This window comes from Longispora albida DSM 44784 (assembly GCF_000379825.1).
Classification (GTDB): Bacteria; Actinomycetota; Actinomycetes; order Mycobacteriales; family Micromonosporaceae; genus Longispora; species Longispora albida.
On record NZ_KB903813.1, the window covers coordinates 49,285 to 73,751 of the forward strand.

The 24,467-nt window shown below is 69.1% G+C and carries 22 protein-coding genes and 3 tRNA genes; 19 read left to right on the forward strand and 6 right to left on the reverse strand.

Annotated features, from left to right (window positions below; translation table 11 throughout):
* Positions 1-5: 5 nt before the first annotated feature.
* The 14 genes from A3G1_RS0100255 to A3G1_RS0100315 all read left to right on the forward strand — a co-directional run bounded on the left by A3G1_RS0100255 (position 6) and on the right by A3G1_RS0100315 (position 8,145).
* Positions 6-188, forward strand: a complete 183-nt coding sequence (locus A3G1_RS0100255) for a hypothetical protein (protein ID WP_018347448.1) — start codon at positions 6-8, stop codon at positions 186-188.
* The gene (locus tag A3G1_RS40200) at positions 188-388 is read left to right on the forward strand and encodes a hypothetical protein (protein ID WP_157640786.1); all 201 of its coding nucleotides are present in this window, start codon (positions 188-190) and stop codon (positions 386-388) included. Before A3G1_RS0100255 ends, A3G1_RS40200 begins: the two co-directional genes overlap by 1 nt.
* Entirely contained in the window at positions 388-972 is a 585-nt protein-coding gene (locus A3G1_RS0100265) for a hypothetical protein (RefSeq protein ID WP_157640788.1), read from the forward strand. The genes A3G1_RS40200 and A3G1_RS0100265 overlap by 1 nt, the downstream gene beginning before the upstream one ends.
* Before the next feature lie 4 nt (positions 973-976).
* Positions 977-1,213 (forward strand): hypothetical protein, encoded by a 237-nt coding sequence (locus tag A3G1_RS0100270; protein WP_018347450.1) that lies wholly within the window; start codon positions 977-979, stop codon positions 1,211-1,213.
* A gap of 139 nt (positions 1,214-1,352) precedes the next feature.
* Positions 1,353-1,559, forward strand: coding sequence for a hypothetical protein (locus A3G1_RS0100275; protein ID WP_018347451.1), 207 nt, complete (start codon positions 1,353-1,355; stop codon positions 1,557-1,559).
* 93 nt (positions 1,560-1,652) lie between these two features.
* Positions 1,653-3,386, forward strand: a complete 1,734-nt coding sequence (locus A3G1_RS37915) for an FtsK/SpoIIIE domain-containing protein (RefSeq protein WP_018347452.1) — start codon at positions 1,653-1,655, stop codon at positions 3,384-3,386.
* Positions 3,383-3,649 (forward strand): hypothetical protein, encoded by a 267-nt coding sequence (locus A3G1_RS0100285; protein ID WP_018347453.1) that lies wholly within the window; start codon positions 3,383-3,385, stop codon positions 3,647-3,649. The genes A3G1_RS37915 and A3G1_RS0100285 overlap by 4 nt, the downstream gene beginning before the upstream one ends.
* Complete coding sequence (locus A3G1_RS40205) at positions 3,646-3,816, forward strand: hypothetical protein (RefSeq protein WP_018347454.1); 171 nt, start codon at positions 3,646-3,648, stop codon at positions 3,814-3,816. The genes A3G1_RS0100285 and A3G1_RS40205 overlap by 4 nt, the downstream gene beginning before the upstream one ends.
* Positions 3,813-3,995 (forward strand): hypothetical protein, encoded by a 183-nt coding sequence (locus tag A3G1_RS0100290; RefSeq protein WP_018347455.1) that lies wholly within the window; start codon positions 3,813-3,815, stop codon positions 3,993-3,995. Before A3G1_RS40205 ends, A3G1_RS0100290 begins: the two co-directional genes overlap by 4 nt.
* Positions 3,992-5,791 carry a replication initiator gene (locus tag A3G1_RS0100295; protein WP_018347456.1) on the forward strand — a complete coding sequence of 600 codons (1,800 nt, stop codon included), beginning with the start codon at positions 3,992-3,994 and terminating at the stop codon, positions 5,789-5,791. The genes A3G1_RS0100290 and A3G1_RS0100295 overlap by 4 nt, the downstream gene beginning before the upstream one ends.
* Positions 5,792-5,804: 13 nt before the next feature.
* A complete protein-coding gene (locus A3G1_RS0100300) occupies positions 5,805-6,014 on the forward strand; it encodes a helix-turn-helix transcriptional regulator (protein ID WP_040477359.1) in 210 nt (69 codons plus the stop codon).
* Positions 6,011-7,405, forward strand: coding sequence for a tyrosine-type recombinase/integrase (locus A3G1_RS0100305; protein ID WP_040477361.1), 1,395 nt, complete (start codon positions 6,011-6,013; stop codon positions 7,403-7,405). The genes A3G1_RS0100300 and A3G1_RS0100305 overlap by 4 nt, the downstream gene beginning before the upstream one ends.
* 81 nt (positions 7,406-7,486) lie before the next feature.
* Positions 7,487-7,569 (forward strand) — tRNA-Ser (locus tag A3G1_RS0100310).
* Positions 7,570-7,626: 57 nt separating this feature from the next.
* The gene (locus A3G1_RS0100315) at positions 7,627-8,145 is read left to right on the forward strand and encodes a hypothetical protein (protein WP_018347459.1); all 519 of its coding nucleotides are present in this window, start codon (positions 7,627-7,629) and stop codon (positions 8,143-8,145) included.
* Between the two features lie 47 nt (positions 8,146-8,192).
* Here the strand turns inward: A3G1_RS0100315 and A3G1_RS32400 are convergent, their stop codons facing one another.
* Complete coding sequence (locus tag A3G1_RS32400) at positions 8,193-9,674, reverse strand: carboxylesterase/lipase family protein (RefSeq protein ID WP_018347460.1); 1,482 nt, start codon at positions 9,672-9,674, stop codon at positions 8,193-8,195.
* A 60-nt stretch (positions 9,675-9,734) separates the two neighbouring features.
* The gene (locus A3G1_RS32405; protein ID WP_018347461.1) at positions 9,735-10,562 is read right to left on the reverse strand and encodes a ferric iron reductase; all 828 of its coding nucleotides are present in this window, start codon (positions 10,560-10,562) and stop codon (positions 9,735-9,737) included.
* A 147-nt stretch (positions 10,563-10,709) separates the two neighbouring features.
* On the opposite strand from A3G1_RS32405, the gene A3G1_RS32410 reads away from it, so the two are divergent.
* The gene (locus A3G1_RS32410) at positions 10,710-11,315 is read left to right on the forward strand and encodes an NADPH-dependent F420 reductase (RefSeq protein ID WP_018347462.1); all 606 of its coding nucleotides are present in this window, start codon (positions 10,710-10,712) and stop codon (positions 11,313-11,315) included.
* 75 nt (positions 11,316-11,390) lie between these two features.
* On the opposite strand, the gene A3G1_RS0100335 is transcribed toward A3G1_RS32410, so the two are convergent.
* Both A3G1_RS0100335 and A3G1_RS0100340 read right to left on the reverse strand, forming a co-directional pair.
* Entirely contained in the window at positions 11,391-13,886 is a 2,496-nt protein-coding gene (locus A3G1_RS0100335) for an FG-GAP-like repeat-containing protein (RefSeq protein ID WP_083936662.1), read from the reverse strand.
* Between the two features lie 47 nt (positions 13,887-13,933).
* Positions 13,934-15,058 carry a globin domain-containing protein gene (locus tag A3G1_RS0100340; protein WP_026211654.1) on the reverse strand — a complete coding sequence of 375 codons (1,125 nt, stop codon included), beginning with the start codon at positions 15,056-15,058 and terminating at the stop codon, positions 13,934-13,936.
* A gap of 147 nt (positions 15,059-15,205) precedes the next feature.
* On the opposite strand from A3G1_RS0100340, the gene A3G1_RS0100345 reads away from it, so the two are divergent.
* A complete protein-coding gene (locus A3G1_RS0100345) occupies positions 15,206-18,148 on the forward strand; it encodes a S8 family peptidase (RefSeq protein WP_245563411.1) in 2,943 nt (980 codons plus the stop codon).
* A gap of 84 nt (positions 18,149-18,232) precedes the next feature.
* Here the strand turns inward: A3G1_RS0100345 and A3G1_RS0100350 are convergent, their stop codons facing one another.
* The gene (locus tag A3G1_RS0100350; RefSeq protein WP_018347465.1) at positions 18,233-19,462 is read right to left on the reverse strand and encodes a hypothetical protein; all 1,230 of its coding nucleotides are present in this window, start codon (positions 19,460-19,462) and stop codon (positions 18,233-18,235) included.
* Entirely contained in the window at positions 19,459-19,974 is a 516-nt protein-coding gene (locus A3G1_RS0100355; RefSeq protein WP_018347466.1) for a SigE family RNA polymerase sigma factor, read from the reverse strand. Before A3G1_RS0100355 ends, A3G1_RS0100350 begins: the two co-directional genes overlap by 4 nt.
* A 230-nt stretch (positions 19,975-20,204) precedes the next feature.
* Between A3G1_RS0100355 and A3G1_RS0100360 the strand changes: the two genes are divergently transcribed.
* The 3 genes from A3G1_RS0100360 to A3G1_RS0100370 all read left to right on the forward strand — a co-directional run bounded on the left by A3G1_RS0100360 (position 20,205) and on the right by A3G1_RS0100370 (position 23,955).
* Entirely contained in the window at positions 20,205-23,246 is a 3,042-nt protein-coding gene (locus A3G1_RS0100360; protein ID WP_018347467.1) for a S8 family peptidase, read from the forward strand.
* 499 nt (positions 23,247-23,745) lie between these two features.
* A tRNA-Ser gene (locus A3G1_RS0100365) sits at positions 23,746-23,835 on the forward strand.
* 47 nt (positions 23,836-23,882) lie between these two features.
* A tRNA-Arg gene (locus A3G1_RS0100370) sits at positions 23,883-23,955 on the forward strand.
* Positions 23,956-24,467: the final 512 nt, after the last annotated feature.

The following is a 24,467-nucleotide window of genomic DNA, read 5'->3' on the forward strand; positions in this document are numbered from 1 at the left end:
GTGCTGTGGGCAAGCGTACGGCAACCAGCCTCGCGACGCCGGAGGGCAACCCGGTGGGCAAGTGCGAGGTGTGCCGGAAGAAGAAGACTCTCAGCAACGGCCGGTGTGAGGTCTGCGCCGGGCAGCTTGAGATCGCGTTCCCGGCGGTGCGGGACAGTTCGGGCCGGTTCGTGAAGGCGGGCTGGTGATGGCCGGGCTGATGGTGCGCACGTCGTATCCGTGCGGGTTGTGTGACGGTGCGGGTGAGGTTCCGGCTTCGTCCTTGGTGGACGGTGCGGCGCTGGTGATCTGCCCGGTGTGTGAGGGCTCGGGTTCAGACCCGGATGTGGTGGCTCGTGACCCCCTCGCGCCGGTGCGCCGGCCGGTTTCGCTGCTGGTGGTGGCCTGATGGCCCGGCGGAAACGGCGTAGCGGGCTGGTGCGGGCGTGGCGGCGGTCGAAGTCGGCGTACCGGACGGCGAAGAGGCGCTACCGGCAGGCGAAGAAGGTTGCGAGGGCTGCTGCGGCTGGTACGCGGCGGGTGTGGCGGAAGGTCACCTACCGGGAGCTGGGGGAGCGGATCGCAGCCGACACCCTGGCGCGGGCGGCGGCGCGGGAAGCCAGGCGGCGTGAGGGGTCTTCGCGGGTGCCGAAGGTCGCGGTGCATGAGCCGCCGGAAGTGGTCAAGGCAGTGATGGCAGCAAGGAAGACAACGGCAACGGCGGGACTGGGAGGTTCAGCGGTGGATGCGCTCGGGATGGTGGACGCGGCGGCTCGTGGGAAGTCGTCGGAGCATGAGCAGGCGATGGCGATCGTGAACAAGTGGCTGTACGTGGTGAACGAGGCGGCGGTGAACCTGGCGACGGTGCGGGGTGAGTCCTCGGAACTGTCGACGGATGTGCTGTCGCTACCGCTGGCTGGTGCGATGCGCAGGCTGGATGAGGCCATGCAGGTGCTCATGATGCTGCGCGGCCGTGTCGCGGAGATGGGTTAGAGGCGTGGCGGGCCAGATGGTGCTGCCGCCCGGGATGGATGCGGGCGAAGCCCTGGGTGTGCTGTACAGCGCGGGGCACAAGGTCGGGCAGGCGCATGCGGACCTCGAAGACGCCGCCGGGGACGTCGAGGACATCGGACTGGATGTCCTTGAGGGGTCCCTGGAGCGGGCGAAGAACGCAGCGTACGACGTCCTGGAAATGATCTCCGATCTCAAGACCGCTGCACGTCGCGGTATGTAGCAGCAAGAGGTAGCCCGGCCGTCAGGCGGCGTTCCCGGTTCGATCCCGGGGCGGGCACGAGGCAGGCCAGCCGGTGAGCTTGGCGGCGACCGGGCCTGTTCTCTTCCCTGATCTGTGACTCCGATGTGGAGGGTATGTCGTGACGAAGGAAGAAGAGCTGCGGTTCCTGCTCGCGGTTGGACGTCACGTCCGGCGGGCGCACGAAGAGATGGAACCGGCGGTGCGGCAGCTGAAGAAAGCCGAAGAGTTCGCCTACATCACCGAGCGTGCCGATGCCGCGCTCGTCCTGCTCGACTGCGTGCTTGACCTGCTGGCCGGATCGATGCCAGACCTCACCGAGGCGTAGCGGCACATGCAAGACGGAAGGCCACCGAGCTTGGCGGCAGATGGCCTCCCGATCTCCCCTGATCCGCAAAAACCTGGAGAGGACTCCATCCTAATGCGTACTTCCCTGGCTCCTTCGCGCCGTTCTGCGGCTGACGTCCTGGTCGGCACGCTGTTCCGCGCTGCGGGCATGCTCCTGGTCCTGCTCGGCAAAACCGCCTGGGCGCTCGTCAAGTTCCTGGCCCGTCACCCCCGCTCGACAGCGGTCCTGGCTGTCGCTGGGGCGCTCGTTCACAAGGCGGGCTGGCCTGCCCTCGCTGTGGTCCTGGCCCTGGCTGGAGGTGTCCTGGCCGGGTGGCGTGGCCTGCACCCGCGCTCGTTCCGCCGGACCGTGCAGCCGTGGATCGTGGCGTGGTGGCGGCGGTGGTCGTTCTACTCCCGCCAGTGGCCCGGCTGGGCGTACCGCTGCAAGCTGACCGTCCGCACCGAAGACGGCGGAGAAGAGGCCGCCCAGATCCGCAAGGTAACCGTGACGCCGGGTACCGATCGGCTTCTGGTCCGCATGCCGGTGGGCCTGCAACCCAAAGCGTTCGAGAACGCAGCCGACGCTCTCCAGCATGCCTCGGGGTCCCTCGATTGCCGGATCATCCCCGCTGGCAAACCGGCTCATGTGGTCATCGAGTTCCAGCGGCGTGACGTCCTGGCCGCCGTGGTCCCGGCCCTCCCGGTCCCCGCCGGACCCGCCAGCCAGGCACCACTGCCCCGCCCTATGGAGATCGCGCGTAAGTGGGCGGCTCCGGTCCTGCGGTATCTGCCTGGCGTGGTCCCGGCAGAGCAGTCCGAGTTGTCCCCGGTCGCCAAGCTCGGTATCGACCTGGGTGCCGTGCCGGTCGGGATCCGGGAAGACGGAAACCGCTGGGCGCTGCCCCTGCTGGGCCGTCACGTCCTCGTCGGTGGCATGTCCCGGTCGGGCAAGGGCAGCATCATCTGGTCCCTGATGCGGCATCTGGCTCCGGCGATCCGTGACGGCCTGGTCGTGGTCGACGGCATCGACCCGAAAGGCGGCCTGGAACTGGAGATCGGCAAGGCCATGTTCGCCCGGTACGAGGCTGACGACCTCGAAGCGATGGCCGACCTGATCGAAGCCGAAGCGGCTGACGCCGACCACCGCTCGAAGCTGCTGCGTGGCGGGGCTCGTAAGTTCACGCCGTCGGCGGAGTACCCGTTCCGGATCCTGCTCATTGACGAACTCGCCTCCCTGACCGCCTACGCCCCGATGGCCATCCGCATGCGCGTGGAGAAGGCCCTGGGGCTGCTGCTGACCAAAGGCGCAGCCCCCGGCTTCTGCGTGCTCGGCTTCGTCCAGGAACCCTCCAAGGACATCGTGCCCATGCGCGGCCTGTTCACCCACCGCGTCGCACTCGCCCTGGACACTCCGTCGCAGGTGGACATGGTGCTGGGTGACGGCATGCGTGACCGGGGCGCGTACGCAGACCAGATCAGCCTCGCGACACCCGGTGTCGGCTACGCCAAAGACGATGCCGAACGGCAGCCGTTGCGGGTCCGGGCCGCCTACGTCACCGACGACGAGATCCGCGACATGGCCGAGACCTACCCCGCACCCGGCATCACCCTGGCCGCTGTCCTCGGCGCGGGAGAACCGGCCTCCGCCCCGGCGACAGCCCCGGCCACGGTTCCGCTTCCGGCCAAAACGCAGCCTGGCCCGCTGCTGCCTCCGGCTCTGCTGGCCGTGCTCAACAAGGCCACCAAGCCCGAGCCTGACGCCAGCGACGGCAACGGCAACGGGCCTGCGGCCGGTGACAGCACGACCGGTGGTGGTACCCGATGACCCGCCGCTTCTACCGGCTGCGCACACCCGCCGAACCCGGTACCGGGCCGGTCGCGGTGTCCGTGCGGGTCGATGAGACCACAGGAGAGCTGTACCTCGCGGTCGGTGCCGGGCGTCGCCGGATGGGGCTCACACCTGATGAAGCCTGGGCGTTGTGGCGGTGCCTGTCGGAGGCCGTGTCCTCGGTCAGCGAGCCCCCGGCGTTCGTCATGACCCACATCAAAGCCTCCCGTCCCCGCAAGCAGAAAGGCGGCACATCATGACCGGCTACTACGACGACGGCGCGGGCGACGAGCCGCAATGCCAGCTCTGCGGGGCACCGTGGGGATTCCCGTACTGCTCCGACGCCTGTGCTGCGGCTGATGACAACGGCTACTACTTGTACCGCTGGCCGGACCCCGCTGACAACGAGGGGAAGGGCTCGCGATGAACCGGACCTCTGGCCCGTCGAAGGCTTTCACCCGGATCAGCCGGGGCTTCGCGCTCGACATCGACCGGCGCTGGCGCGACACAGAAGACGACCCCTACGCCGACTGGATCACCCGCCGTGCGACCCAGCTCCACGACGACCAGGCCGCCGAGTACACCGGATGGGAGGAACAGCCATGACCGCCACCGTGACCGCCCTCCCGCTCCCCGGCCTCGCCCCGGTGCAGGCTGAGCCGGAGGCCCCTCGTCCGGGATCGCGTGCTGCCCGTCAGACCGTGCCGCTGTCCAAGGCGGTCCTGAAAGAGATCGCGGCTGAGGCCGGGGTGTGCCTGCACCCGATCGCCCTGCGCCGCACCGACACCACCACCGGCCTGACCGAGATCACCGAAGTTCCGTGCGGTGCCCGGCTCGCGTCGAAGTGCGTGCCCTGCGCCGAGAAGAACCGCAAGCTGCGGGTCCAGCAGATCCGGGAGGGCTGGCACCGCGACACCGAACCCGACCCTGTGCCCCGCCAGTCCACAATGGAAGAACGCTGGCTCGTGACGCACCGCGCCGCCCTCGAATGGGAACGCGCCGCCCTCGCGACCGCCCAGCTCCACCCCGACGAACGCGCCCGCCAGCTCGCAGACCTCGACGCAGCCATCGAAGACATCGCCGCCGAGCTCGCGAACGCCGGCCTGCGCGGGTCACTGCCGTCCTCGGCGGACAAGGCCAAACCTGCCGTGAAACGCTCGACCAAGCGGCGTCAGGACGTACCGGACCTGCCGCGCATGAAGGTCGACCGGGGCCGCACAGTGGGGCGGGTGATCGCCGGGCGTGACGGATCGATGCACCGCGACTCGATGCTGCTCACCATCACGCTGCCGTCGTACGGCGACATCCACTCGCCCCGGAGGGCTGGGCGTCCGGTGTGCGCGTGCGGGTCATCGCATCACCCAGACGATCCGGTGGTGGGTACCCCGGTCGACCCTGCCTCGTACGACTACCGCCGTGCCGCCCTCGACAGCATTCACTTCTCCCGGCTGACCGACCGGCTTTGGCAGAACCTCCGCCGCGCGACCGGCATCAACATCCAGTACGCGGGCTGCGTCGAACTTCAGAAGCGGCTTGCCCCTCACGCGCACTTCGCCGTACGCGGCACCGTCCCCCGCGCCCTGGTCCGCCGGGTCGCTGAGGCCACCTACCACCAGGTGTGGTGGCCCGCCCACGACGAACTCGCCCACGACCCTGCCCGGCCACCCCGATACGACGCCGAGGCCGACTGCTGGATCGACCATGCTGGTACCCCGGTCGACCTGGTGCCGTGGGACGACGCGGTCGAGGCCATCGACCAGGACGACCAGCCCGAACCCGCTCACGTGATCCGTTGCGGCCGGATCGACCCGCGCGGCGTGAAGGGCGGAACGAAGGACGCTGAGCGCACGGTCCGGTACGTCACCAAGTATCTGACCAAAGACATCACCGACCACGTGAAACCCGAAGCCGCGGCTGCTGCTGCGCACTTCGACCGGCTCCACGCTGAGCTGTCGGTGCTGCCGTGCTCGGCGACGTGCGCGAACTGGATCCTCTACGGCATCGCACCCAAAGGCTGCTCGGGCAAGCTGAGGCCGGGCAACTGCCGGGGGAGTGTCCACCAGCGCGAATCACTCGGCTTCACCGGACGCCGGGTCCTCATCTCCCGCCAGTGGTCCGGCAAGACACTCACCGATCACCGGGCCGACAACGCCGCATGGGTCCGGGCGCTGCTGGCTCTCGGCAACGGCGACCAGGACGGCGAGCAGCAACCCGGCCAGCCACCGGCCCCGGCCCGCTACGCCTACGAACTCTGCCGGCCCGGAGACCCAGACCTACCCCCCGAATCCGTCCGCATCATGCGCGCCATCACGGTCCGGGCTCAATGGAAACACCAGGTCAGGCAAGCAACACAACGACTCGAAGAACTCTCGGCAACTGGCGTGCTGGCCCGAGCGGCATGAGGAGGTGGCGACCATGAGTGAAGTGCGAACCGTCACGACGGCTGCTGATCTGCTGACGATTGATGAAGTGATCGCGATTCTCCGCGTTCCCCGGTCGACGTTCTACTACTGGCGGCAGCGCAGGCGTGGCCCGGTTTCGATCAAGCTGCCCAACGGTGATGTCCGTATATCGCGTTCCGAGTTCGAGCAGTGGCTTGTCTCGCACCAGGAGGTGTGGACGTGACCACCAGTTACAAGGTGAAGTTCTGGAGCGTGCGTAAGCGGGCCGGGCGTGCTCAGCCGTGGGAGTTTCGCTGGGTGGTCGGAGGGAAGGAGCATTCTGAGTCGTTCCTGACGAAGCCGCTGGCGGAGAACTTCAAGTCGGACCTGATGCGGGCGGCTCGTGAGGGCGGGGCCTTCGACGTGGAGTCGGGCTTGCCAGAGACGATGGTCAAGAAGGTCTCCTGGTACGACCACTGTGTGTCCTATGCGGACATGAAGTGGCCCGGCTTCGCGGGGAAGTCCCGGCAGTCGATGTCGGAGGGGCTGACGGCGGTGACGGTCGCCCTGCTCGGCAAGAAGCCGGGGCGCCCGGACGGCAAGCAGATTCGCCACGCGCTGTACTCGTACGCGTTCAACCCGGTCAAGCGCTCTGAGGGTGTGCCGGAGGATGTGGCGGCGGTCCTGGCGTGGGTGGCGAAGGCTTCGCCGGTGGTGGATGTGCTGAAGGACCTGGGCGTGGTGCGGAGGGTCCTCGACGCGCTGACGGTGCGGCTCGACGGCAAGGCCGCTGCGGCTACCACGATCTACCGCAAGCGGTCGGTGTTCTACAACGCGCTGGGGTACGCGGTGGAACTGGGACTGCTGGCGTCCAACCCGGTCGACGCGATCCAGTGGAAGGCCCCGAAGGTCGCCGAAGCCGTTGACCGGAGGGTGGTCGCGAACCCGCCGCAGGTTGAGACCCTGCTGACGGGGGTATGGATGCAGGGCGGCGCGGGTGAGCACCTGGTCGCGTTCTTCGGCACGCTGTACTGGGCTGGGTGCCGTCCGGCTGAGGCGCTGGAACTCAAGCTCGCTGGCTGCTACCTCCCGGAGGAGGACGGCGAGTGGGGGCGGCTGGACTTCGAGATGTCGTCGCCCCGGTCCGGCGCCGACTGGACGGACGGCCGGACCGCCCGGGACTCGCGGGGGCTGAAGCACCGGAGCCGGAAGGACGTGCGGCCGGTTCCGCTCCCGCCCCCGGGTGTGCGGCTGCTGCGCTGGCACATCGCCAGGTTCGGGGTCGCTGCGGATGGCCGCCTGTTCCGGACTGCTTCGGGTGGCTATGTCACGGACGGCAACTATGCCTCGGTGTGGCGTGGTGCGCGGGAGCGGGCGCTGACTCCGGCGCAGGCTGCCTCCCCGCTGGCGGCCCGGCCGTATGACCTCCGTCATGGGTGCGCGTCGCTGATGCTGAATGCGGGCGTTCCGGCTACGGAGGTCGCGCGGCGGCTCGGGCAGGGGGTGGCGGTGCTGATGAAGGTGTACGCGAACTGTGTCGACGGCCAGGAGGAGATCGCCAACACGGCCATCATGGCGGCACTGACGGGCTGGTCGGGGTCTGGCACACTAGACGCCGGAGACAGCGGGTCCTAGGGCCTGGTTGTCGCCAGTGCGGGACATACGCGGGCCACGTACCAGCCAGGTACGGCATGATCGCCGCGTTTGCCCAGCTCAGGAGGGCTCGCCTAGTGGCCGATGGCGCCGGTCTTGAAAACCGGTAAGGGAAACCTTCGTGGGTTCGAATCCCACGCCCTCCGCTCTTTCTCCCCCGGATGAGGGAAGCCTGCCCGGTGGGCGCCCGCGAGGGTGGACGCATGACCACCTACGCCGCCGTTACCGCCCGCCCCGTGCCTGTCTGGGCCAACCGGGTCGCCCATGCCATCCCGCTCATCCTGCTGCCGCACTGCCTGTGGCGGCTGCCCTTCGCGTGGGGCTTCGAGATGGGCATGATCGGCGACGAGCAGGCCATGCCGTGGTGGGCCCCGGTGTACGTCGTCGCGCTCAGCGTCGTCAGCGAGGCGCTGGCCCTGCTCAGTTTCGGGCTGGTCCGGGTGTGGGGCGAGGTCGTGCCCGGGTGGGTGCCGCTGCTGGGCGGGCGCCGTATCCCGCCGTACGTGGCCGTCGTCCCGGCCGTTCTCGGCTCGCTGGCCGCGATCGCGCTCTGGGGCCAGGAAGTGCTGGCCTGGTTCGGGTTCGCGGAGGGGCTGGCCGGCTTCGAGAACATCTGGTGGCAGGTACTCGCTCAGGTGTGCATCACCCCCGGCATCCTGTGGGGGCCGCTGGTTCTGGCGCTGACCGTCGCGTACGTGATCCGCCGCAGGCGACAGGGATAACGAGAGAAGTGCCCCGGCCGGGTGGGCCGGGGCACTTCCTGGGGCGGTCAGCTCCAGAGGTCGAGGTGGTGGGTCCTGGCGAGGTCCGTGCGCGCTGAGCCGGTGGAGGCCAGGGCCTGGACGTACGGGGTACGCGTCGTGAAGCGGCACCAGCCGGGCTGCCCGGTACGGGCGAAGCCGGTCCAGGACGTGATCATGTGCTGGGCGAACGGCTTCTGGGCCTCGGTCAGCGGCTCCGTCCACGAGGTGTCGAAGAGGAACGGCAGCTCGGCCGTGTGGTACGCGCCCGGGGCGAAGCTGGGCTTGCCGAACCCGGCGAACCACGGGGTGTTCTGCTCGGAGAACTCGTACATGTGGACGGCGGTGTGGGCTGCGAGGGCCTTGGTGATGTCGTAGCTGGGCTTGACCCAGGCAGGGTCGGTCTGGACGGCCGAGAGAGCGGCGCCGGGGGTCGCGTAGCTGGTGAGCGGGTACCTGGCGAGGATCTCGGTTGCCTTCGCCGGGAACTGGGCCCGGATCGCCTGCTCGTACCCGGAGGCTGTCACGTGGTGCCCGGTGGCCGCTTCCGTGCCGCCGACCCGGAGCTGCTCCTCGTCACGGTTCACGCCGACCATGACGGGTACCCGGTTGAACCGGCCCGAGGCGAAGGTGCCGAGGTGCGGCCGGGCGGCGATGGTGGGCTGGGCGAAGCGGCCGGCCTTGGCGAGTACGAGATCAGTGGGTGTGGCTCGCAGGCAGGCCGCCTCGGAGCAGCCCAGTGTGGAGGCGAACGTCTGGCCCTGGGTTTCGGCCTCGGCCTGGGTGCGCGTCCAGTTGCAGGGCGCGCTCTGGATGATCGCTCGGTCGAACAGCCCGGCCGACGACGGCGAGGCGAGGTGGGAGCAGATGCTGTGCCCGCCGCCGGACTCGCCGAACACCGTCACGTTGCGGGCGTCGCCGCCGAAGGCCGTCGCGTTGGCCCGGACCCAGCGCAGCGCGGCCTGCTGGTCCTGGATGCCGTAGTTACCGGAACCGGGGCCGAGCGCCGGGTGGGCCAGGAAGCCGAACGCGCCGAGCCGGTAGTTGATCGTCACGACGACGGCGTTGCCCTGGCTGGCGAGCCGCCGGGCGTCGTACATCCGGCCGGAGCCGTAGGTCAGGCTGCCGCCGTGGACGAACACCATGACCGGGAGCCTGCGGGCGGTGGTGCGGGGCGTCGTGACGTTGAGGTACAGGCAGTCCTCGGTGGTGCTCGGGTCGGAGAGTTCCATGCTGACCTCCTGGGCGCAGGGCGCGCCGGGCTGGGTCGCGTCGCGGGTACCCGGCCACGGCCGCGCGGCCTGCGGGGCCGTCCAGCGCAGGTCACCGACGGGCGGCGCGGCGTAGGGGATGCCCTGGAACGAGCGGTGCGAGCTGGTGACGGTGCCCCGGAGCGTTCCGCCGCTGACGGCCACAGTGGACGGATCGGCGGCTGACGCGGCCGTCGCCGGGGCAGCGAGCAGGGCTGCGGTGATCGCCAGCGTGGCGAGAAGGGTGGTCTTCGCTGTCATGCCGGTACGGTCGCTGGCCCCGCTGACGAGCCGCGCACCAAGCGCTGACCGTCTCCGGAATCAGGCGCCGGCGGGCAGGCAGCAGGTGGAGCAGGTTTTCAGGCAGGAGACGGTGAAGGCCAGGCAGCAGGTACGCCGCTGGACGGCCAGCCCGCCCTCCCGCTTCCGCTCGACGTCGACCAGGTCGGACACGCCGAACGTGTCCAGCAGCTGGGTCGCGGTGGCGACGGCGTCGACGGGCAGCGTGTCGGCTGCCTTGGCCACGCCCTGCGCCACGGCCGACGCCAGCGAGCCCCACAGCGGGCGCTTGCCGACCCGGGCCTGCTGCCGGATCTGGTGCAGCACGGGCGCGAGGTGCTGGTCGACCAGCGTCTCGCGGAACACGTCGAGGAGGGCGTCCTCGTCGGGGAGCACGCGGACTCCTGGCTGGCCGGCCGCCGGGTCGTTGGGCAGTACGGCGAGGGCCAGGCGGCGGATGCCGATGGTCACGTATGGCTTGCCGGTGCTGAGGCGGACGACGACGTTGCCGGCGTGGAGCAGCGGGACGCGGCGGACGGCCGTGTAGCCGAGGACGGCGGGGAGCGCGAGCCAGTACGCGTACGCCTTCCAGGCCAGCGTCGCCGAGGCGTGCGGCAGGGCGTCCCAGCGGTGGCGCGGGCCGGCCAGCAGGTCGGCGATCGCCGTACCGTCCGCGAAGGCGGTGCCAGGGAGCCAGCCGTCGGCAGCCGGGGGAACGATCAGGCCGTCGGCGACGCCGAGCGGGGCGTCCTGCGCCTGGCGGATCGCGGCGAGCATCCCGAGGATCGGCTGGAGCGGGGAGACGAACGATGACGAGGCGGGAAGGGCATGGGCCGCAGGCGTCGCGGTGGTGACGCTCCCCGTGTCCACGTACCGGCCTCCCTGATCATCATTAGGGTCGCCTAACCTTATCTGCCCTCCGCGCGGTGCGCCATCACCCCTCTTACTCCTGGAGTGTCTATCAGGAGACTCGGCGTGTTGTCTGGAAAATTCACAATTATCCGAGATGATCTACTTATGCGTATTGGGCTCATCGGCACCGGCCGGGTCGGCGCCACCCTGGCCGGGCACCTGGTCGGCGTCGGGCACCAGGTGATCCTGGCCAACTCGCGCGGCCCGCAGTCCCTGGCGAGCTGGCTGCGCGTGCTCGGCCCGCTGACCTCCGCCGACACCGTCACCGGTGCGGCCGCGTCCGCCGAGCTGGTCATCCTGGCCGCGCCCTGGCGGGAGAAGACGGCGGTGCCCGCTCCGGCCAGTGTGGACGGCAAGGTCGTGGTCGACGTGATGAACGCCGAGCCGGAGGACGACCTCGGCGGCCAGGCCTCCAGCGCCTGGACGGCGCAGCGGCTGCCCGGAGCGCGGGTGGTCAAGGCCTTCAACGCGCTCTACTGGGAGCACCTGCGTGACCAGGCCGGCCGCCCCGACCGCCGCATGATCCCGCTGTGCGGCGACGACCAGGCAGCCAAGGAGACCGTCGCCGCGCTGATCAGGCAGATCGGCTTCGCGCCGGTCGACACCGGCGACCTGCTGACCGGCTCGCGGCTCCAGGAGCCCGGCGGGCAGCTCTTCCAGCAGGACCTGACAGCTTCTGGTGCTGCTGCGCTCCTGGCCCCAGCCGCGTAGAACCCTTATCTGGTACTGAGAAACCGGCCGCCACTCCCGTGAGGGTGTGACGGCCGGTCAGCTCTTTCCGGGGTGCTACAGCAGGGTCCGCGTCGTTCCGTACGTGGTGTCGTAGCGGAACTCGCGGGGCCCGTGGTGGCCCCCGGCCGGGTTCGGGCTGATGCCGAACAGCTTCACCGTGCTGCCGCCGTAGTTGTAGACGACGACGAGGTCCGCGCGGCCGGACTTGGTGGTGTGGTTGCCGGCCTGCACGAACTGCGTACCGTTGCCCCAGACCGGGCCGTCCCAGATCGTGCCGGCTGTCATCGCGCCGTCAGCTCCCGAGGTGAGGCTGAACGCGGTGACGTGGCCGTTGCCGTAGTCGTACCAGAGGGCCAGGTCGCTCCTGGCGTCGCCGGCGAAGTTCCCGGCCTGGACGAACTTGGTGCCGCCACCCCAGTACGGCGCGTTCCACCGGGTGACCGGCCCGCCGAGGACGCCGTTCTGGCCGGCCGTCAGCGTGAACGCCGCGACGTGGCTGCCGCCGTAGCTGTAGAACAGCGCGAGGTCGGCCTTGCCGTCGCTGTTGAAGTCCCCGGCTGTCATGGACGTGGTACCCGGGCCCCAGTACGGCGCACGCCACTGCTGGGCCAGGCCGCCGAGCGTGCCGTCCTGCCCGGCCGTGAGCGTGAAGACCGCCACGTCGGAGCCGCCGTACTGGTAGAACAGCGCCAGGTCGGAGCGCCCGTCGCCGTTGAAGTCCCCAGTGGACACGTGCCGGGTGGCGGTACCCCAGTACGGAGCCTCCCAGAGCCGCTTGGGCTCCGCGAACGTCGAGCCGTTGAGAGCGAGGGAGTAGAAGCCCACGAAGCCGTTCGCCTGCTGGTAGAACATCCCCAGCTCGGCCTTGCCGTCGCCGTTGAAGTCACCGGCCGTCACGTGCTTGACCCGGCTCTGCCAGGCAGCCCGGCTCCCGTCCCACGCCCGTACCGGGTCAGCCAGGCCGCCATCCTTGCCGAGCTGGAGGAACGCGCCCTCGTAGGACCAGTTCGACTTCCACGACACCAGATCGTCGTACCCGTCGCCGTTGAAGTCGGCCTTGAGCTGGCCGCCGTCGCCCTGCGGGCCTCCGGTGGGGTTGCTGACCTCCTGCGGGGCGTAGAACTTGGTGGTGCCACCCTGGAACTGCTCGGGGGTGCCATCCAGGGTGAGTGTCACGCCGACCGTCCGGTAACCGGGAGCCGTGTACCGGTGCGTCAGCAACGGCAGGAGTTCCTGGCGGGAGCCGTTCAGCAGCGGAGCCAGGTCAGCCTGCTGGGTGGACGTCGTGCCGTCGCCCCAGTCGTACGCCGCTGTGACCTTCGTGCCACCCCAGTAAGCCTCGAAACCGGCCCTGACCTCGACGGTCATGCCATCCGGGCTGTCGATGTAGCGGGTGACCCAGACGCCGCCCCTGTCGAGGATCGGCCTGCGCTCGAACGCACCACGGTCGTGGTAGGGCGCGGTCCCGCCGGCCTTGCTCGGGTTCCGGAGCCGGGCACCGCCGTGCATGTCGGTGTCCAGCTGGCCGGGCGCGGTCGCGTCCGCTGTGTCGATCAGTTCCGGGGCCAGGTACCAGTTGCTCGGCACCGTGTCGCTCGGGAAGTTCTCGGTCACGTCGGCTGTGCCCTGGCCGGTCGCGGACTGGAAGGCAGTGATGGCCGCGTAACTAGTGCCTGCCCAGCGGTACAGCACCGGCGGCTGGTCGGCCATGCTGAAGGCTGAGTAGCCGAGTTTCGTGCTGGGCGTGCTGGTGCCGTCGACCTCGATGACCGGCTTGGTCAGGTCGTAGGGCATCTGGACCGGCGAGTAAGGGGCCTTCGGCGGGAAGTGGTTGTTCGTGAGCCGCGTACCGGTGGCCGAGCCCGCGACGGAGACGCCGACGTGGTTGCGGTAGATGGTGTTGCTCGTGATCGCTGTGTCAGCGGCGCCGTCGACCGTGATGATCGGTTTGGTGCTCTGCCACTGGGATGTCATCTGGTTCGTGCTCAGGACGACGCCGGTGGCGCCAGGGCCGACCTTGACCGGGTTGAGGATCCTGCTGCGCTGGACGGTGGCCTTGGCGGCCCCGGTCAGGTCCAGGTAGGCGGAGATGTTGCTCTGGTCGATCCGGATGGACGAGGTGCCCGCCAGGCTGAGCGTGCCGGGCTGCCTATCGACGGCCGACCAGGCCCAGAGATGACTGATCTGCACGTCGTGCAGGCCCGGTGCGAAGCTGATCTCGTTGCCGGACTGGAAGTCGATCCGGTACTGCGCCTCCTTGTTGTATGACTCGATTCTGATCGGAGCTTCCGGCGTGCCCGACCTGGTCAGCCGCATGCTGGCGAACCCGGAGCCGAAGATCCGGATGGTCTGTCCGGGCTCGACGATGTCTGCGGCTTTCTGGATCGTGCAGAACGGCTGGGCCTCTGTGCCCGGGCCGAGATCCGAGCACATCCATTCCTGGTTGCTGACGTGCAGGATGCCGTCGGCCCCGGCGGCGTGCGCCGTTGCCGGGGCGAGCACCGCGCTAGTGGCAAGAATTGCGGACAGGGACAACCTGAGCGCGCGCATAACACCCCCGTGTCGAAACGTTGAGGGCTGACGATACGAAATCCGGGTCACGCGCCGGTAACGGTGCTGGTCAGGGTGTCGTAGCGGATGCGCTGGCGTGGGATGCCGAGCACGGAAAGGGTGGACAGGGTCGAGCGGACCATCGCCGGGGACCCCGAGACGAAGAAGTCGTGTTCCTGCCACGGGCCGCGCCGGGCCACCACCTCGGCCGCCGTGCCCTGTTCGCAGCCAGGTGCCCCCGGGTCCTCGCTCAGCGACGGCACGACGGACAGCCAGGAGTGCCGGCCGGCCAGCTGGTTCAGGGCACCCAGGTCGTAGAGGTCCGCCCGGGAGCGCACACCGAAGAAGAGGTGCACCCACCGCGTCCGGTTGAACGTGGCCAGCTCCTCGATCAGCGACTTGAGCGGGGCGAGCCCGGTACCGCCGGCCACGCAGACCACGTCCCTTGTGGACGTCCGGTCCAGGCTCATCGTGCCGATCGGCGCGCCCAGCCGCAGCATGTCGCCCGGCTTCGCCTTCCACACCAGTGCGCTGGACACGAACCCGGCCCCGACCGCGCGGACGTGGAACTGCATGAGGCCGTCGGCCCGGGGCGCGTTGGCGATCGAGAAGACCCGCCACAGCCTCGGGTGGTACTGGCACTCGACGCTCACGTACTGCCCGGCCCGGTACGGGTACGGCTGCAGCGGGCGGACGGTCAGCACCGCGATGTCCGGCGTACGGCGCTCGTGCTTCACGACCTCTGCGTGCCAGTACGGCGGGTTGTCGCGGTCGGCGGCCGCAGCCGTGATCATCTTGACGGAGATCGCCGCGTACGCGTCCTGCCACGCCTGCTCGTGCGCGATCGTCCACTGTGTACTGCATGCCTCACGCAGCGCGGCTATCAGGCACCGTCCCACCGTGATGTACTGCTCCGGCAGCACGTGGAACTTGCGGTGGTCGCGGCCGAGCGCGCCCAGGTACGCGCCGAATGCTTCTGGATCGTCGACGGTCTGGACCGCGTGCACGATCGCCTGGAGCAGTCGTGACCGCTGCACGTCCATCGTGATCGGGAAGAGATCGCGCAGAGCGGGGTCGGCGAGGAACATCCGGGCGTAGAAGTTCTCCGCCAGCCGGTCCGGACGCTCGACAAACGACCAGCTCTCTTTCAATAGCACGGACAGTGAGCCCACACCGCGCAGAGTTGCACTGGTGGTAATCGATGTGTCGGACAGTGTGTGCGACAGGGGCAAGCTTTACACCACTCATCCTTTCGGTGATTGTCGTTGATCAATGACGTCAATAGGCTGCCGTCGACATGCGTCGCTTTCGATCGACAGGTGGTTACGGCAGTGCAGGCGTACCGCAGAAAGCTCCTGATCTCACTGACTATCGGGGCCACGACCGTGGCGCTCGGCTCGATTCCCCCGCTGGCCGAAGCGGCCGGCTCGGGCCCGTCGAGTACCTATATCGTCCAGCTGACCAGCCAGCCGGTGGCGAGCTCCAAGCTGGACAGCCAGGCGCGGCTCGACGTGGGCTCTGCCGCGGCCAGGCAGCAGGGCGCGCAGCTGGCCCAGGACCGCAAGCAGATCCTCGCCACCGTGCCCGGCGCGAAGAAGATCTACGACTACCAGTACACGTTCAACGGGTTCGCGGCCCGGATGACCCCGGCGCAGGCCGCCAAGCTGGAGCGCACGCCCGGCGTCGCGGCCGTGTGGAAGGACGAGCTGCGCAAGCTCGACACCGTGTCCACCCCGAAGTTCCTCGGCCTGTCCGGGCCGGGTGGTACGTGGGAGAAGCAGTTCGGTGACCCGGCCAGGGCCGGTGAGGGCGTCATCGTCGGCATCGTGGACACCGGTATCTCGCCGGACAGCCCGAGCTTCGCCGCCCTGCCCGAGCCGCGTGCCGACCAGGCCACCATCAACGCGAAGTGGCGCGGCACGTGCGACCCCGGCATCACCTGCAACAACAAGCTGATCGGTGGCCGGTGGTTCAAGTCGACGGTCGCGATCCCGGACGAGTTCGACTCGCCGCGCGACTACGACGGGCACGGCTCGCACACCGCGAGCACCGCCGCCGGTAACCACGACGTGACGGCCGTCGTCAACGGCGTGCCGGTCGGCAAGGTGTCCGGCATGGCCCCGGCCGCCCGCGTCGCCGCGTACAAGGTCTGCTGGGAAGTGGACTACGCCGGCAACGCGAGCTGCTCGTCCGCCGACTCGATGGCCGCGATCGAGGCCGCGACGGCCGACGGCGTGGACGTCATCAACTTCTCGATCTCCGGATCACGGACCACCAACGTGGACCCGGTCGGCATCGCGTTCTTCAACGCGGCCCGGGCCGGCGTCTTCGTGGCGGCCTCGGCCGGTAACTCCGGCGCGGGCGGTGCGAGCACCAACGCGCACAACGCCCCGTGGATCACGACGGTCGCCGCCTCGACCCACGACCGGCTCTGGGAGGCCAAGACCACCCTGGGCAACGGCGCCACCTACACGGGCGTGGGCCTCGGCCCGGTCGTCGGGTCCGCCCCGCTGGTCGCGGCCTCGGCTGTCGGCAAGGACGGCGCGGACGCGGCGCAGGTCCGGCTGTGCTTCACCGGGACGCTCGACCCGGCGAAGGCCGCGGGCAAGATCGTTGTCTGTGACCGCGGCACGAACGCTCGTACCGACAAGAGCAACGCGGTCAAGCAGGCGGGTGGCGCGGCGATGCTGCTGCTCAACACCAGCCCCAGCTCGCTCAACGCTGACTTCCACTTCGTACCCACGGTTCACCTCGACCACGTCGCCGGTGCGGCCGTCCGGGCCTACCTGAACGCGGGTGGCAGCCCGGCAGCTTCCTTCGCCGCGGGTACCCCTGCGGTCGGCGCTGCCCCGTCGATGGCGGCGTTCTCCTCGATGGGCCCCGGCCTGGTCGCCAACGGTGACATCCTCAAGCCCGACGTGACCGCGCCGGGCGTGGACGTGCTGGCGGTCGTGTCGCCGTACACGAACGCCGGCAACACCTTCGGCACCCTGTCCGGCACGTCGATGTCCAGCCCGCACGTCGCCGGGCTCGGCGCGCTGCTGATGAGCAAGAACCCGGCGTGGGGCCCGATGGCCGTCAAGTCGGCCCTGATGACCACGGCCAGCCAGAAGGACAACCAGGGCAACCCGATCAAGCGCGAGGGTGAGGTGGCCAACGCGTTCAACTACGGCGCCGGCCACGTCGTCCCGGGCACTGCCTTCAACCCCGGCCTGGTGTACCTGTCCACGCACAACGACTGGAACCGGTTCATCTGCGCCACCGAGGACGCGCTCAAGCACGACTGTGACGGTGTCCCGCACCGCGACGCGAGCAGCCTCAACTACCCGTCCATCGCCATCGGTGACCTGCCGGGCGTGCAGACGGTGACCCGCAGGGTGACCAACGTGTCCGGCGTGAACTCGATCTACCACCTCGACGTCGAGGCCCCGCCCGGCTACACCGTGGAGGTCACGCCGACCAAGCTGGTCGTGGCCGCCGGGGACTACGCCGACTACAAGGTGAAGATCACCCGGACGACCGCGCCGTTCGGCGAGTTCAAGTTCGGCTCGATCACCTGGCACGACAAGCCCGGCCACAAGGTGCGCAGCCCCATCGCCGTCCGGGCGAGCGAGGTCACCGCGCCGAAGGAGATCGTGTCGTCCGCCCAGTCCGGCAGCCAGGGCATCGAGGTGGACACAGCTTTCGCCGGTACCGTCACCGCCACGGTGAACGGGCTGGCCGCAGCTGACATGTCGGCGCTGGCGCTGAAGAACCCGACCGGCGGGTCCTTCGACACCGACCACCCGGCGACCAGCGACCACACCGGCAAGGTCACCGTGACCGTCCCCGCCGGGGCCAACCTGGCCAAGTTCGCCACCTTCAACTCGGACTACCCGATGGAGGGCATGGACATCGACCTGTTCATGTACCGCAAGACGGACACCGGGCTCGTCCTGGTCGGCAACAGCGGCGGTCCCGACGCCGACGAGTCGATCACGCTGACCAACCCGGAGCCTGGCGAGTACGAGGTCTACGTCGACCTGTTCGGCCTGCCTGGCGGCCAGAGCTCCGCGACGATCTCCGCGTACTCGTGGGTGCTCACGGGCGGGGCCGGCAACGCTGCCGTCACCCCGGCCAGCCAGCGTGCCCGGGTCGCCGGCGAGGTCACCTTCCAGCTCGCCTGGTGGGGTCTCACGCCGGGCAAGCACTACCTCGGATTCGTCTCGTACGGCGACGGCACCAAGGTCGTCGGCGGAACGCAGGTCCGGATCGACACGTAGGAACACGTAGAAACGCGTAGTATCACAGGAAAATAAAGGGGATCCCTCCACAAGAGAGGGATCCCCTTTACCTTTCCCGACGCGTCATCGAATCAGCTGCAGATAGTGGAAGCCCGGCACGGCGACGGGCACCGGGTCCGGCGAGTCGATCCGCAGCCGGACCAGACCCTCCGGTCCCTTGACCAGCAGGCTCAGCTCGCCCTCCCACCCCAGGTCGTTGTACCTGCCGGTGAACGCCCGGATCGGGGCCCAGCCGCTCTGGAAAGCCTTGTCGATGTCGTACACGGCCAGCTGGTGCTCGCCGGTGCGGTCGGAACGGATCGTCACGCCCAGATGGCGGCCGCCGGGCGAGAGCCTGAGCTGGGCGGTGTAGGGCAGGTGCAGGTCGGTGCACCGGCTCGACCTGATGTTCATGGTGCTGGGATCCAGGCGGGACATGCAGAGCATCCCCTCGCCGTACTCCGGTGAGCGGCTCGGCACGTACGCACCCGGCGTCGGCGGGTTGGGATTGTGCGTCAGCGCCACGAACTCCCCGGACGGCGTCACCTCGGGCACGACGGCCACGTAGTACTTCGAGCCGGGCGTGTACCGGAACGGGCCGTCGGCTGGCCGCCACATGTCCGGCTCCAGCACCCGGCCGGCACCCGCGTCACGGCCCACGAACACGACCGTGCCGTTGTAGGCCAGCGGCCCGCCGACCGGAGGCGCGTCGGTCCTGGAATCCTGGATCAGCGCGCCGTCGGCTTCGACCCGTCCTGTGTACATGGACGAGCCCATCCGCCATGCGATCCGGCTACCGTCCGGTGCGACGGCCACATAGGACATCTTCTGTGGGAGGGACCCTGTCCGGCCGTCGAACGAGACGTACTCCGTCTGCTGGTCCGCCCCGGACGGGACGATCAGCCAGCCACTGGCGAGCTGCTTGACCTGCACGTCGGGGCCCTTGACCCGCGCGGTGTACGCCTGCTGCCGCTGGGGCAGCCAGATGCTGACCGTGCCGTCGGCCGCGAGGTTGCTGACCGGGGTGTCCGGGAGCCTCGGGGTCGTCGCCGCAGGCGGGCGCTCGGTCGGCGCCGCACTCGACCCGGGGGCCACGTTTCCGGTACCAGAAAAGAGGTTTGAAGAAACAGCGGCGAACGCGGTGCCGGACAGCAGGACGATGGCAGCGACGCCAGCGGTCAGGCGCCGGCGCCTGCGGATGGACCTGGCGGCGCCGATCGCGTGGTCAGCGAGACCCCCCGGCTGGGGCAGCCCGCTGGCCTGCGTCGTGAACGACCGCCGCAGGTCTTCCTCAAGGTCCGCCCGAGGATTCACCGGGCCGCTCCTTTCAGGTCGGGTAGGTCTGCCATCCCCGGGCTGAGCCGGGTGCGCAGCGTGCCCAGCGCGCGGGAGGTCTGGCTCTTGACGGTGCCGACGCTGACGCCGAGCAGCCGGGCGGTCTCCATCTCGGTCTGATCTTCGTAGTAACGCAATACGAGCACAGCTCTCTGCCTGATAGGTAGTTTCTGGACTTGCCGCCACAAGACATCCCTGACCAGGAGATCATCGGCATGGTCGGGACCCGGGCGGTCGGGCAGGTCAGCCGTCGGCCGCTCGCCGTGCCAGCGCCGCCGCCACCAGCTCGTCGCGGTGTTCACCAGCACCTTGCGGGTGTACGGCTCGACGGCCTCGATGGCACCGAGCTTCCGCCACGCCAGGTATGTCTTGGTCAGCGCGGTCTGCACCAGGTCCTCGGCCCGGTGCCAGTCACCGGTCAGCAGGTACGCGGTGCGGAGCAGGGCCGGCGACCGGGTGGCAACGAAGTCCCTGAAGTCGCCTTCGGTCATCGCGTCCTCTCTCGCAGGGTGGGTGAGCGAAGGGTGTCTGAGCTTGGGACGCGGTGGGCGGCTCGGAAGGTTGTCAGACATTTTTTGTGCGCGAAAGCTAAAGCCTTACTTAAATGGGTCACGGCTGTATCACGACCTCTTCACAACCATTCTCTTGACCGTGAACCTGGCCATAGGCTCCGCGCAGCGTGGACACCCATCCCCTTTGGTGTCCGAAGTACGGAGGCCCCGTGTCAAAGAAAAAGACAGCGGCTCTCGCGCTGCCCCTGGCGGCGCTGACAGCGTTCGCTCTGGGTGGTTCGAGCCCAGCCCTGGCTGACCCGGTGGAGGCAGGCGACTTCTCGCCGGGTCTCTACATCGTCCAGCTCGACGACAAGCCCCTCGCGTCCTACACGGGCGAGCTGCCGGGCCTGGCGGCCACCAAGCCAGCCGACGGCGCGAAGCTCGACGCGCGCAGCCCGCAGGCCCGCGAGTACATCGCGCACCTCGGCAAGCAGCGCGACTCGGTCGCCAAGTCGGCCGGCGTGAAGCAGGAAGTCACCTACGACACCGCGTTCAACGGCTTCGCGGCCAAGCTGACCGGCGCGCAGGCGGCCAAGCTGACCAAGACCCCTGGCGTCGCGAACGTCATCAAGAACGAGGTCCGCACCCTCGACACCTTCTCCACCCCGGACTTCCTCGGCCTGACCGGCAAGGGCGGCGCGTGGGAGAAGCAGTTCGGCGGCCAGGGCAAGGCCGGCGAGGGCGTCATCATCGGCGTCGTCGACTCCGGTTTCGCCCCGGAGAACCCGAGCTTCGGCCCGCTGTCCGAGCCCCGGCCGGACGCCGCCGACATCTCGGCGCAGTGGAAGGCCGGCGCCGTCTCCGGCAACACCGACACCCGTGACAACACGATCGTCTGTGACCCGGGTACGGATGCCCCGGCCAAGGCCGCCGCTGTCACCTGTAACAACAAGGTGCTCGGTGCCCGCTGGTACCGGACCGGCATCACCCAGATCCCGGACGAGTTCGACTCGCCGCGTGACTACACCAGCCACGGCAGCCACACCGCGTCGACGGCCGGCGGCAACGCCAACGTCACCGCGACCGCTGCTGGCGGCCACACGTACGGCAAGATCTCCGGCATGGCCCCGGCTGCCCGCCTGGCCATCTACAAGGTCTGCTGGGCGATCGACTACGTGGGCGGCAACTCCTGCGGCAACGTCGACTCCGTCAAGGCGATCGACCAGGCCGTGCTCGACGGCGTTGACGTCATCAACTACTCGATCTCCGGCTCGCGCACGTCCGTTGTGGACCCGGTCGAGCTCGCGTTCCTGAACGCCGCCCAGGCTGGCGTCTTCGTCGCGGCCTCCGCCGGCAACTCCGGCGACACCGTCGGCGTCTCCTCGGTCGCGCACAACAGCCCGTGGGTCACCACGGTCGCCGCGAGCACCCACGACCGGGCGTTCCGCAAGACCGTCACCCTCGGCAACGGCGTGACCTACACCGGCCAGGGCCTCGGCGCGGCTGTGCCGAACTCGGACCTCGTCGACTCGGTGAACGTCGGCCTGGCCGGCAAGAACCCGACCGAGGTCGAGCTGTGCTACCCGGGCAACCTGGACCCGGCAAAGGTCACCGGCAAGATCGTGCTGTGCAAGCGCGGTGTCAACAGCCGTACCGACAAGAGCCTCGCCGTCCAGCAGGCCGGCGGCGTCGGCATGGTGCTGTACAACCCGACCGCCAACTCGCTGGCCGCCGACCTGCACGCGGTCCCGACCGTCCACGTGAACAACGTGGAGGGTGCGGCGATCAAGGCGTACCTGGCGACCGGTACCCCGAAGGCCTCGCTGAGCGCCGGGGTGCAGTTCTCCAACCGCGCCCCGGAGATGGCCGGCTTCTCGTCCTACGGCCCGGCCCTGGCCGGCGGCGGTAGCCTGCTCAAGCCCGACATCACCGCCCCCGGTGTCGACATCGTCGCCGCCGTGGCCTCCGCCGGCACCACGCCGCAGTGGAGCTCGATGCAGGGCACCTCGATGTCGAGCCCGCACATCGCCGGTCTCGCCGCCCTGATCAAGTCGGCCCACCAGAACTGGGGCCCGATGACCATCAAGTCGGCCCTGATGACGACGGCCAGCCAGACCGACAACAACGGCAAGCCGATCCAGGCCCTCGGCAAGGACGCGACCCCGCTGAACTTCGGCGCCGGTCACGTCGTCCCGACCAAGGCCTTCGACCCGGGTCTCGTCTACGAGTCCGGCCTCGAGGACTGGCTGAGCTACATCTGCGCCCTCGGCCAGAAGCCCGCCGCCGACGTCATGGCGCTGGACTGCAGCGACTTCCCGAAGGTTGACGCCAGCGACCTCAACCAGCCGTCGATCGCGATCGGTGGCCTGGGTGGCTCGCAGACCATCACCCGTACGGTGAAGAACGTCTCCGACAAGACCGGCATGTACACCGCCCAGGTCCAGGCTCCGGCCGGCACGACCGTCACGGTCACGCCGTCCCGCCTCGTCGTGGCCCCGGGCAAGACCGCCACCTTCAAGGTGAAGATCACCTGGAACGGCGCGGCGTTCGGCAAGTACACCTTCGGCTCGCTGACCTGGAACGACCAGCGCGGCCACCTGGTGCGCAGCCCGATCGCGGTCCGTCCGCTCGGCCTGGTCGCCCCGGGCGAGATCACGGTCGAGGGCACCGACGGCTCCGCTGAGCTGGCCCTCAAGTCCGGCTTCACCGGCACGCTGAACACCACGGTCACCGGCCTCACCGCCTCGACCGTGAACGACCTGAACCTCAAGGTCGGCACGCACAGCTTCGACACCGACCACCCGGCCACGAGCGAGTTCGTGGGCTCCGTGGAGGTCACCGTCCCGGCGGGCAGCACCTACGCCCGGGTAGCCACCTTCAACAGTGACTACGCCGCCGGCACGGACATCGACCTGTACGCGTACAAGAAGAACGCCGACGGTTCGCTGACCCCGGCCGGTTCCTCGGGTGGTGGCTCCTCCGACGAGGTGATCAACCTCCCGAGCACCGGTACCTTCGTGGTCTTCGTCGACCTGTTCAGCGCGGCCAGCGGTACCGAGGTCGCCATCAAGCACCACTCGTGGGTCCTCAGCGCCGACGCCGGCAACCTGGCGGTCAGCCCCGCCACCCGCCCGGTCACCGCCGCTGGTACCTACACCTCCACCGCCGCGTGGAGTGGCCTTGAGGCCGGCAAGCACTACCTGGGCGAGATCCGGTACAACGACGGCACGACCGTCATCGGCCGGACCGTCGTGGGCGTGCACGCCTAGGGCGTAGCCGCTCGGCACGACGTGTCTCAGGGGGCGTACCCCAGGGTCCGTCCAGACAGGCCCCGCTGGGTGACCAGCGGGGCCTGTCCCTGTTTCCGGGACTTCCGGTTCGTGCTGGCTTTTGTCGGATTATTACCAGTTTCCAAGTTGGGGTTTGTGAGGTTGTACTCACTGTGACGCGCTCGGGTGCGTCACACCCCCCGCCGGGTCACGAGGATGGCCGCCGAAGGCCCGGCAACGTGCGGGCTGGTCCTGTGTACCGGCTCACACGCGGTGCCGTCGCCCGACTCGGCCCCCCGGCGGGCGTCGGCACCCCTTCGGCCCTTCTTCCCGGCCGTCCCATGCCTTCTGATGGGCTCGTTCTGCCCGTGTTTGCCCCGTCTTGGCGGCCTGGTTGTTCGTGGCCGGCGGCCCGGAGCGCACGGGCGGCGTACCGCTTTGCCACCTGCCCGGCCGACCCTGTATCCTCAACCGGCGGCTTGGTCTGACCGGGCCGCAGGGAGGCTTCGCCTAGTCCGGTCTATGGCGCCGCACTGCTAATGCGGTTTGGGTATTACGCCCATCCGGGGTTCAAATCCCCGAGCCTCCGCCCGAGAGCAGGACGCACACCACGGTGTGTAGACTGATCGAGGTTAAGCGCCCGTAGCTCAATGGATAGAGCATCTGACTACGGATCAGAAGGTTAGGGGTTCGAGTCCCTTCGGGCGCACAGATAGGCTGAGCTGGGCTCTTTCCTCCGAACGGAGGATGGGGCCCAGCCCCGTTTCCGGGGCATTTCTGCGTCTAACCTTCCCCCTGTTTTCCCTGGCTTTCCGCCGTGTTCCCGCGCATGACCGGAACACACGAGCAGCAACGGAGCAACACAGAGCCGCCGGATGCGGGGCTGAGTCTGGGCGCGGCGGGCCTGCTCATAGCTGATGAGTTCGCTGTCGAGGGTCGGCCGAATCAGGGGGTGGTGTGTGAGCAGGGAGCTCAAGGCCGGGATCAGGCGGCAGGGGCCGAGGCCGGGCCTTGGTGATGTTCCTGGTTTCGTGAAGCGTGACGACGGGTTCTCCGTTCTTCTGCATCCACCAGTGCGGGCTGCCCATCTTGCCGCGCTGGAACGGGGCGAGGGTGTTTTCGACGAGGCGGTCCTTGAGCGTGGTTGACGCGCTGTGCTGGGCATGCTCCGGTCGCCGGTGAGAAGCAGCGCATGACCAGGCAGACCCCTCGGCTAAATCT